The 10,418-nt window shown below is 65.5% G+C and carries 9 protein-coding genes; 1 reads left to right on the plus strand and 8 read right to left on the minus strand.

The annotated features are described in order from the left end of the window. The 8 genes from Q4C89_RS11850 to Q4C89_RS11885 all read right to left on the minus strand — a co-directional run. Window positions 1-349 (minus strand): GTP-binding protein (locus tag Q4C89_RS11850; protein ID WP_303102822.1); only part of this gene is annotated, 349 nt, incomplete at its 3' end. 299 nt (window positions 350-648) lie between these two features. Then, window positions 649-1,068 (minus strand): hypothetical protein, encoded by a 420-nt coding sequence (locus Q4C89_RS11855; RefSeq protein WP_303102823.1) that lies wholly within the window; start codon window positions 1,066-1,068, stop codon window positions 649-651. 103 nt (window positions 1,069-1,171) lie between these two features. Next, window positions 1,172-3,268, minus strand: a complete 2,097-nt coding sequence (fusA, locus tag Q4C89_RS11860) for an elongation factor G (RefSeq protein WP_303102824.1) — start codon at window positions 3,266-3,268, stop codon at window positions 1,172-1,174. Between the two features lie 127 nt (window positions 3,269-3,395). Further along, on the minus strand, window positions 3,396-3,866 hold the full coding sequence (rpsG, locus tag Q4C89_RS11865) for a 30S ribosomal protein S7 (protein WP_303102825.1): 471 nt from the start codon (window positions 3,864-3,866) through the stop codon (window positions 3,396-3,398). A 123-nt stretch (window positions 3,867-3,989) separates the two neighbouring features. Next, window positions 3,990-4,379 (minus strand): 30S ribosomal protein S12, encoded by a 390-nt coding sequence (gene rpsL / locus Q4C89_RS11870; protein WP_303102826.1) that lies wholly within the window; start codon window positions 4,377-4,379, stop codon window positions 3,990-3,992. Between the two features lie 298 nt (window positions 4,380-4,677). Continuing rightward, window positions 4,678-5,454: an NUDIX hydrolase N-terminal domain-containing protein gene (locus Q4C89_RS11875; protein WP_303102827.1), complete on the minus strand. Its 777-nt coding sequence runs from the start codon at window positions 5,452-5,454 to the stop codon at window positions 4,678-4,680. Further along, the gene (gene pgm / locus Q4C89_RS11880) at window positions 5,451-7,082 is read right to left on the minus strand and encodes a phosphoglucomutase (alpha-D-glucose-1,6-bisphosphate-dependent) (RefSeq protein WP_303102828.1); all 1,632 of its coding nucleotides are present in this window, start codon (window positions 7,080-7,082) and stop codon (window positions 5,451-5,453) included. Before pgm ends, Q4C89_RS11875 begins: the two co-directional genes overlap by 4 nt. A gap of 63 nt (window positions 7,083-7,145) precedes the next feature. Further along, the gene (locus Q4C89_RS11885; protein WP_303102829.1) at window positions 7,146-9,218 is read right to left on the minus strand and encodes a helix-hairpin-helix domain-containing protein; all 2,073 of its coding nucleotides are present in this window, start codon (window positions 9,216-9,218) and stop codon (window positions 7,146-7,148) included. Window positions 9,219-9,354: 136 nt separating this feature from the next. Here Q4C89_RS11885 and hemA point away from each other — a divergent pair. Next, a partial coding sequence (gene hemA / locus Q4C89_RS11890; RefSeq protein WP_303102830.1) for a glutamyl-tRNA reductase occupies window positions 9,355-10,418 on the plus strand: 1,064 nt, incomplete at its 3' end.

The raw sequence follows: 10,418 nt of genomic DNA on the forward strand, positions 1-10,418 counted from the left end.
TCTGGGGCATGGGGCCGTCAGCGGAGCTGACGACGAGGATGGCGCCGTCCATCTGGGCCGCACCGGTGATCATGTTCTTGACGTAGTCGGCGTGACCGGGGCAGTCGACGTGCGAGTAGTGACGGGTTTCGGTCTGGTACTCGACGTGGGCGGTGTTGATGGTGATACCGCGGGCCTTTTCTTCGGGGGCCTTGTCGATCTGGTCGTAGGCCAGGGTTTCGATGCTGGGGTCAGCCGAAGCCGCCGTGAAGGTGATGGCGGCGGTCAGGGTGGTCTTGCCGTGGTCGACGTGACCGATGGTGCCGATGTTCACGTGGGGCTTGGTGCGTTCGAACGTTCCTTTTGCCATTGTCTTACTCCCTCCAAGCGGTGGATTCACACAGCACACAAAAACGACCCTTTGTTCGGGCTTCCCCCGCGCATACCACAGGGTTCTGGTGGTGTGACCCACATTGGGTTGATTCTCGCCAGGGCGGTGTCCCGCCTATTGTCTGGCACGTTGCACTGCTTCCACGAAGTGGGATACAGCGCACCGATTCATCAGCTTACACGAAAAGTGGGATTAGGGCAAGAGGACAATCTGCTGACTCCTCAAGAAGCAAAAAGGGGCGACCTGCCCCAAGCACAGGTCACCCCTCTGTAGCCCCATCACCGCCTGAGGTACTCTGCGACCTCCCGGTCAAAAGCCCCAAACAGCATCGCTATACCCAGAATTGTGCCGAAGGGGAACAGCAACAGACTCAAGACGGCAATGACAATGCTGGAAGTGCGGCCCGACGCTTTCCCTTCCAGCACGGCTTGCCGGGTGAAGTACAGCCACAGCACCAGCGCCGCCGTCAGGAAAAAGGAAATCCAGAGCGTCATCTGAATCTGCTCGGGCGAGAGCGGCCCAACGCTTTGGTTGGTCATCTTGCCGTAATCCACCAGAAGGTCATTGAGCATGGGCCCCGAGAAAGGAATCGTCAGCAATGACAGGCCATTGTAGACCAGAGCAATCATAAGCGGCAGGGTCAGGAACGCCAGACGACGCGGGAGCGGACGTGGTGTTGGAGAAGGAGAAGCACTCATCCTCTGTAGGGTAGCAGTCACTCTGGCCCTCCTCAGCCCATAGAGCCAAAGAAAAGCCCGCCCCGGAGGACGGACTTTCTTTTCAGCGAGCCTAGCCGAAGAATTACTTCTTCATCAACTGCTGCGCCAGGTTCGTGGGCACCTGGGTGTAGTGGTCGAAGAACATGGAGTAGCTGGCGCGGCCCTGGGTCTTGGAGCGCATGTCGGTGGCGTAACCGAACATTTCCGAGAGGGGCACGAAGGCCTTCACGATCTGCGCGTTGCCACGGGCTTCCATGCCCTGAATCTGACCACGGCGGCTGTTCAGGTCACCGATCACGTCGCCCATGTACTCTTCGGGGGTCGTGACTTCGACGCGCATGACGGGTTCCAGGATGGCGGGGCTGCCCTTCTGGACGGCTTCCTTCAGGCCCATGCTACCGGCGATCTTGAACGCCATTTCCGAGGAGTCCACTTCGTGGTACGAGCCATCGTAAATGACGACCTTGATGTCCACGACGGGGAAGCCCAGCATGGGGCCGCTCTGCATGGCTTCTTCGATACCCTTCTGGGCTGGCCCGATGTATTCCTTGGGCACGGTACCGCCGACCACGGCGTTCTCGAAGATGAAGCCCGCACCGGGTTCCAAGGGCTCGACGCGCAGCTTGACGTGACCGTACTGACCACGACCACCCGACTGACGGGCGAACTTGGAGTCCACTTCGGTGGGCTTGGTGATGGTTTCGCGGTAAGCCACCTGGGGCGCGCCCACGTTGGCTTCCACCTTGTACTCGCGCTTGAGGCGGTCCACCAGAATTTCCAGGTGAAGTTCGCCCATGCCCGCGATGGTGGTCTGACCGCTTTCCTGGTCGGTTTCGACCTTGAAGGTGGGGTCTTCTTCCGCGAGCTTGCTCAGGCCGATGCCCATCTTTTCCTGGTCGGCTTTGGTCTTGGGCTCGATGGCGAGCTTGATAACGGGTTCGGGGATGTCAATGCTTTCCAGCAGCACGCGGTCATCGCCGTCGCCAATCAGGGTGTTGCCGGTGCCTGCGTCCTTCAGGCCGATGACCGCGCCCAGTTCGCCTGCCTTCAGCTCAGTCACTTCTTCGCGGCTGTTGGCGTGCATCTTCAGCAGACGGCCCACGCGCTCGCGCTTTTCCTTGCTGGCGTTGTAGACGTAGCTGCCGCTGGTCAGGGTGCCCGAGTAGATGCGAACGAAGGTCAGGCGGCCCACGTAGGGGTCGGCCATGATCTTGAACGCCAGAGCGGCCAGCTTGCCTTCGGGGTCGGCGGGGAACTCGGTGACGGTTTCGCCGTCCTCGTGGGTGCCCTTGATGGCGGGGACTTCGAGGGGGCTGGGCAGGTAGTCAACCACGGCGTCGAGCAGGAGCTGCACGCCCTTGTTCTTCAGCGAGCTGCCGCAGAGCACGGGGAAGATTTTCTTCTCGATGGTGCCCTTACGCACAGCGGCGACCAGCTCCTCGACGGAGGGTTCTTCGCCTTCGAGGTACTTCTCCATCAGGGCTTCGTCCACTTCGGCGGCAGCCTCGATGAGCTGCTGGCGCATTTCCTGCACCTTGTCCATGTACTCGGCAGGCACTTCGCCGACTTGAATGTCGGTGCCGAGGTCGTTGGTGTAGGTGTGGGCCTGCATCCGCACGATGTCGATGACGCCCTTGAACTCGTTTTCAGCGCCCATGGGGTACTGGATGGGAGCAGGAATCGCACCGAGGCGCTCGCGGATGTCGTTCACCACGAGGTCGAAGCTCGCGCCGGTCTTGTCCATCTTGTTGGAGAACGCGATGCGGGGCACGCCATAACGGTCGGCCTGACGCCACACGGTCTCACTCTGAGGCTCGACGCCCTGGCTGGAGTCGAACACGGCGACCGCACCGTCGAGCACACGCATAGAGCGCTCCACTTCGATGGTGAAATCCACGTGACCGGGGGTGTCGATGATGTTGATGGTGTAGTCCTCGCCCGTGGTGCTGTGCTTCCAGTTGGCGGTGGTGGCGGCGGCGGTGATGGTGATGCCGCGCTCGCGCTCCTGCTCCATCCAGTCCATCGTGGCCGCGCCGTCGTGCACTTCGCCGATGTTGCGGTTCTTACCGGTGAAGAACAGGATGCGCTCGGTGGTGGTGGTCTTACCGGCGTCGATGTGCGCGGCAATCCCGATGTTGCGGAAGTGGGTGAGGTACTGCTGGGACTTGGTAATAGTCATAAGACTCCCTGTTGTACGGCGGCACCGTCAGGTGACCGTGATGGATATTTCGCTTTTCAGTAAAGCGGACGGTAGGAGGTTCCCACCGTCCGCACTGTCACGTTTCCGACAGGCGGAAACGAAGACTTTACCAGCGGTAGTGCGCGTAGGCGCGGTTGGCTTCGGCCATGCGCTCCACGTCGTCTTTTTTCTTGATGGCGCCGCCACGGCCCTGGGCGGCGTCCATGATTTCGCCCGCCAGACGCTCAATGGCGGTGCGCTCGGGACGGCTCTCGACGGCGCTGATCATCCAGCGCAGGGTCAGGCTCTGCTTGCGGCGCTCGGTGGGTTCCACGGGCACCTGGTAGGTCGAACCACCGACGCGGCGGCTACGAACTTCGACGCGGGGCTTGACGTTGTCGTAAGCCTGCTTGAAGACCTTGAGCGGCTCCTGGCCGGTGCGCTCCTGCACCAGACGGCAGGCTCCGTAGAAAATGCGGCTGGCGAGGTTCTTCTTGCCATCACGCATGATGCGGTTGATCATCGCGCTGACCAGCACGTCCTGGTACACCAGGTCGGGCTGAACGGGGCGCACTTCTGCTCTGCGGCGACGTGCCATGTTCTTGCTCCTTGATTCTCGACGCCCACACCGGGCGCGGCATGCGGTTTCAGACAGCCTGCTTCATGGGCCTCACCCCTCGCTGATCTTCACAGCCTGAGAGATGGGGCCTGGGCTGTGACCTTACTTCTTGGCGGGAGCCGCTTTGGGCTTCTTGGTGCCGTACTTGCTGCGGCTCTTGTTGCGGTCCTTGACGCCCTGGGTGTCGAGGCTGCCGCGCACGATGTGGTAGCGCACACCGGGGAGGTCCTTCACACGGCCGCCGCGAATCAGCACGACGCTGTGCTCCTGCAGGTTGTGGCCTTCGCCGGGGATGTAGGCGGTGACTTCGAAGCCGCTGGAGAGGCGAACACGGGCAATCTTACGGAGCGCCGAGTTGGGCTTCTTGGGGGTGGTGGTCTTCACGACGGTGCAAACGCCACGGCGGAAGGGGCTGCCCTTCAGGGCCGGAACCTTGCTCTTTTTCTGGAGAACCTTGCGGCCCTTACGCAGAAGCTGCTGGGTGGTAGGCAAAACATCACTCCTGTTTGGTTGATTTGGCGCGTGCGCCAGGCAAAGGCTGTTTATCTCTTCATCTCTGTGACGGCGAGAAAACAGCGCCGGGTTGACGGACGGGGTCCAGGCCGGGCGTGGCCCACACCCGTGAGGTGGTCACCGCTGAAGAAGGGCCAGGACAAAGCCAAGACACCTCTGAGCGGTCTATGCCGAGAAGCGCCACCTGATGCAACCCATTCCCAGGGGCGGCTTTCCAACCTTGCCATGATACGGGACAGCAAACTCACGGCGCAAGGGGCCGGAGGTCGCCTGCGCTCTAGCCCGGCCTGTTGCTGGATTGCGGTGCGGCTCTCAGCAGAAAAAGCCCACCCAGGCGGGCCACCGTGCGGGCCAGCATGACCTTCCAGTGGCGTGAGGGGGCCACCTGCCTTGCCTCCGCCTGAGCGTGCAGCACCCGCTCCGGCTCCGGGTCGAAGAAGGGCTGGCCCGTTTTCAGCGCCTCACGCACCCAGGCCAGCGAACGCTCGTGCCCCGGATGGAGTGGCGGCAGGGCGTCCCAGTCGAAAAAGCCGACCTCGGAGGCTTCTGCAGTGGGGTGGGGTTCACCTTCCGCTCCCACCAGAAAGACCGGGGCCACCAGATGCAAGCCGTGCAGGTTGGGCGCAAAGCGGCTGTCGAGGACGCCCAGCAGCCGCACGGCCCGGCCCCGCAATCCCGTTTCCTCGAACAGTTCGCGCTCGGCAGTCCCGGCGGGGGTCTCCCCCACTTCAGCCAGTCCACCGGGCAGCCCCCATAACCCGGTGTCCCCGCGCCGCATCAGCAGCACCTGCCCGCCGCGCAGCACCACCGCCTCAGCCGCCAGCAGCGGTGTGACGTGCGCCAGATGTTCCAGATAGGCCCGCCGAACCTCAGGCCCGGTCACGGGAAGCCCGACCCCAGCCAGTTCGCTGCTCAGCGTCAGTACCCGCCGGAAGCGGTCAACGTCGTAAGGGTTCTGGGCGTAAGCCAACCCGCTCAGGGCAATGGCCCGGAGTTCCTGCGCCAGCAATGCGGGCGTCGGCTGAGGCGAGTCGGCCACGGAGGGACGGGTCACTCGCCCAGGGCGGCGGAAACCACGTCCCGCGCTTCCTCGAAGACCTGGCGCAGGTGGTCTTCGCCCCGGAAACTCTCGGCATAAATCTTGTAGACATCCTCGGTGCCGCTGGGCCGGGCGGCGAACCAGGCGTGCTCGGTGGTGACCTTGAGGCCGCCGATCGGTTCGCCGTTGCCCGGAGCTCGGGTCAGACGCGCGGTGATGGGGTCGCCCGCCAGCATGGTCGCCTTGACATCTTCCGGCGACAGGTTCGCCAGAATCTTCTTCTGCTCGGCGGTAGCGGGGGCGTCCTGACGGCTGTAGGCGGTGTGTCCGTAGCGGTCGGTGATGACTTCGAGGCGCTCGGAAGGGGTCAGACCTGTCTTGGCGGTCATCTCGGCGGCGAGCAGACCGGGGATGATGCCGTCCTTGTCGGTGCTCCAGGGGCGTCCGTCCAGCCGCAGGAAACTGGCCCCCGCCGACTCCTCACCGCCGAAGCCCAGGTCGCCGGAGAGCAGCCCCGGCACGAAGTATTTGAAGCCCACCGGAACCTCGACCAGTCGGCGCTCGGTTCCGGCGGCGACCCGGTCAATCAGGGCGCTGCTGACCAGCGTCTTGCCCACGCCCGCGTCGGCCCGCCAGCCGGAACGGTTGCGGAACAGATAGTCGATCATGACGGCGAGGTAGTGGTTGGGGTTCATCAGGCCGCTGCGGGTGACGATGCCGTGGCGATCCGCGTCGGGGTCGTTGCCGATGGCGACATCGAAGTCGTTTTTGAGGCTCAGCAGCCCCGCCATCGCGTAGGGACTGGAGCAGTCCATGCGGATTTTGCCGTCCTTGTCCACGCTCATGAAGGCAAAGCGCGGGTCGATATCGCGGTTGACGATGGTCAGGTTGAGGTCGTATCGCGCCGCTATCGCTTCCCAGACCGGCAGGCTGGAACCGCCCAGCGGGTCTACCCCGATACGCACGCCCGACTCGCGGATGGCGTCCAGGTCAACGACTTCGGGCAGTTGCTCGACATAGGGCGTGATGAAGTCGAAGGGCTTGACGCCTTCGAGGGCGTCGGGAAACATCATCAGCTTGACGCCGTGCAACCTGCCCCGCAGCAGTTCGTTGGCGCGGGCCTGAATTTTGCCCGTCACGTCGGTGTCGGCGGGACCGCCCGAGGGTGGGTTGTACTTGAAACCGCCATCTTGCGGGGGGTTGTGGCTGGGCGTGATGACGATGCCGTCGGCCTGTCCCCCCTGCCCGGCGCGGTTGTGCTCCAGGATGGCGTGGCTGACCAGCGGCGTGGGCGTGAACAAGCCCGGCTGCACCCGCACCTCTACCCCGTTGGCGACCAGCACCCGCAGCGCGGACATCCAGGCCGCTTCAGACAGCGCGTGGGTGTCCAGCCCCATGAACAGCGGCCCGGTGATGCCTGCCGCCGCACGGTACTCGGCCACCGCCTGGGTCACGGCCAGGATGTGAACCTCGTTGAAGGTGCCGTTCAGAGACGTGCCCCGGTGACCGCTGGTGCCGAACGACACCTGTTGCGCCACCTGGTCAGGGTCGGGACGGGTCTCGTAATAGTGCGCGACCAGACGGGGAATATTGGTCAGGAGGGACTGTGGGGCAGGTTTTCCAGCCAGCTCGCTGAGAGACATGGGGTCAGTCTAGAGCAGCCGGCGGCGCGGGGCGTCTTGCCCGTCCCTGAATCAAGGTCGGCGTCAGACCTCGATCTTCTTGAGTTTCTTGAGCGCCCGGCGGTGCTGCTCGATTTGCCGCTGCACGATGCCCAGTTCACGGGAAATTTCGGCTTCGTTGCGGTCCCAGCGGGTTTTGCTGAAGGCCCGCACCGCCTCCTCGAATTCCTGAAGTTCGGCCCGCGCCTGCTGCTCGCCGTGCCGCTGCAACTCGTTGATTTCGCCGCGTGGAATCTGCGCCGGGTCGAACTGGAAAAAGTCCTGAAGACCCTGCCGCCACGCCATCAGTTCGCGGGCGAAGGGTGCCGGCAACGTTCCGAGGCGGTCCGGCTCGATTTCGCCTGCGTTGCGGATGCCCCGCGCCACCGCCAACGACAGTTCACGCGGCCCCACGCCGGGCACGCCGCCCGACCGCAGCGCCTGGAGCGCCAGAAATTCACGTTCGGAGCGCTCATACCAGCGGGTGTAGAGCGCCCGCAGGCCCCCCCCGCGTCCCAGGTCGCGCAGGCGGTTGCGGCGCTGTTCCAGTTCCATGTGGGAGCGCAGGAACGTGGCCCCGGCATTTTCGCGCTGGTAGCGTTCGCGCAGTTCCTCGCGCCGGGCCAGCAGCGCCGACAGCTCGTTTTTGACTTCCTCACGCCGGGCCAGCACCGCTTGACGGTAGACCTGATGCTGCCCCCCCGTCGGAATGAGCTGACGCACCAGACCCTTTTCCCAGGCTTCGTAGCGGTCGATCAGCCCGTCCCAGTCCACCACGAAGCTGCGGCCCAGCGTCAGCGCGAACAGGATGATGCCCGGCACGACCAGCAGCGCCAGAAAAGACCGCTGCACCAGCCAGACCGCCAGCATCAGCACCGCCAGCACCAGTGCCCGCAGCACCCAGGCGATGAGCCGCTCCAGCTGGGCGTGGCCCATGCCCTTGGGACGGCTGGGCAACCCCAGTTTCAGAGAGGGCAGGGGGGGCGCTTCGGTGACGGGTGCGATGGTGGGCGATGGAGGCGGCGAGGCCACGCGCATGATGTCGCTCCAGAGTTTCTCGACCCGGTCGGCCACGCTGGTGTCGTCGTCGTCGAACTCGGTGGGGCGCTGCTGGGCGGCCACGCACTCGGGGCAGGGCTGCCCGCGCACCCGCAGATGCTGGGGCTGCTGCTCGCAGGGGTGCAAGGCGGCGGCCATTTCACGCAGGGCGCTGGCCCATTCCTGAGGCGAAGGCCGGGCCTGGGGGTCGGCGTGCCCCGCCACGAACGCCCGCTCGAACAGCGCCTGCACCTCCGGCGAGAGGGCCGCGAACGGCAGGCTGCCCGGAACCGCCCGCAGGCCGGGAGGAGGCGAGGCCGCGTCCACGAATTGCCCCGCCGCAATGGCCGCCACCGGGCCAGGAGCCGGGCCGCGCACCTGCACGCCCGCGTAGGGGTGACGCTCCAGCAGCAGCTCGAACAGCAGCACCGCCAATCCGAAGAAATCCTCACCGGGCTGATGCAAGCGCGGCACGAGGGTGTCGGTTCCCTGGCGCTGGGCCTCGGCGGGGGTGTACTCGGCGCTGCTGGGCAGGGGCGTCATGACCTGCTCACCGAGTTGCAATTGGTAGTCGTCGCTGCCGACCAGCCAGACCTCGCCCGCGTCGGTCACGAGCACGTGTTCGGGGCGCACGTCACCCATTAGGTGCCCGCAGGCGTGCAGGTCGCCAAAAGCCTGGGCCAGCCGCTCGCCCACCTGCACCCGGAAGCGCCAGTCGGCCTGGGGGAATTGCTGACGGCGCAGTTCGGGCACCAGCAACGCCCGCAGCCCCGCCACATGACTCAGCCCTTCGGGGGGCAGCGGCGTGACCAGCCCGGCCAACTGGCGGTTGCTGCCATACAGCGGCGCCGTGGGCCACAGCACCCGGCTGGGAATGCGTGGAGGCGCGGTCTGGCTGACCATTCCCTCCACCTTTCTGGCCTGGGTCGAGGTGGGGGGCGAGAGGTACACCTTGAGCAGTTGAGGCGGCAAAGAAGAGTCCGCGCACAGGTAGAGGTTGGCGTGGCGCCCGCGGGCCACCTCGCGCCCCTGAGGAACGTTCGAGCCGTAAGCGTCTTGCAGGGCGGAGGGAGCGCTCATCGGGCTTCAGGGTACGACGTTGGGCGGCTCGAGGAAAACAGGTCACGCCCCACCCGCAAAGAAAGGCGTCTGAGACAGCTTCCTTACCGTTCGGTACGGGACGCCCGCCCCGCCGGAGCTGACTATGCTGGGTACCATGACGCTGACCTGCCCCACCGCCCACCAGTTGCTCGCGGTGCGGCCCATGGCTCAGCCCACACCGCTCGACTTCGTGGTGGTCGGCCTCAACCACCAGACCGCGCCCGTGGAAGTGCGTGAACGGGCCGCCGTCCGCGCCGGGCAGGAGGACGTGCTCCTCGACCACCTCTCGCTCTATGCCCGCGAGGTGATGCTGCTGGCGACCTGCAACCGCACCGAGGTCTATCTGGCCGGAATGCAGGGCGACCCGCAAGACGCCTTTCAAGACCTCTGGGGCGAGGACTTGCTGGGCCACCTGTACGTGTACCGGGGCGACGAGGCGGTGCGCCACCTCTACCGCGTGACCGCCGGACTCGACAGCATGGTCATCGGGGAAACCCAGATTCAGGGCCAGGTCAAGCGGGCCTGGCAGAGTGCGCGTGAACGCGGCCTGAGCGGCACCCTGCTCAACAAGATTGCCCAGGGCGCCCTGGCCGCAGGCAAGCGTGTGCGCCATGAAACGGGCCTGAGCGACAAGGTCGTGAGCGTGTCGAGCGCCGCCGTGGAACTGGCCGGGGCCGCGCTGGGTGACCTGTCGCGGCGCACCGCCCTGATTCTGGGCGCAGGCGAAACCGCCGAACTGACCCTGACCCACCTGCGGGCGGCGGGGGTGCAGGACGTGATCGTGGTCAACCGCACGGCGGAGCGGGCGCAGGTGCTGGCCGACAAACTGGGGGGCCGCGCCTGTCCCGCCGAAGCCCTGGAAGCCGCGCTGCTTGAAGCCGACGTGGTTATCGCCTCCAGCGCCGCGCCGCACTATGTGGTCGGGCCGCAGGGGGTCAGAAACGCCCTCGCGGCGCGTCCGGGGCGGGGCATGTTCCTGATCGACATCAGCGTGCCGCGCATCCTCGACCCGGCCATCAGCGAGGTCGCCGGAGCGTACCTGTACAACCTCGACGACCTGACCGCCGTGGTGCAGCGCAACATGCAGAGCCGCCGCGCCGCCCTGCCCTACGCCGAGGCCATCGTGCGCGAACTCGGCTCCGAGCTGAGCCGCTGGCACCTGACCCGCGAAACCCAGCT

The sequence above is a fragment of the Deinococcus sp. genome (assembly GCF_030523985.1).
In the GTDB taxonomy this organism is placed as follows: domain Bacteria; phylum Deinococcota; class Deinococci; order Deinococcales; family Deinococcaceae; genus Deinococcus.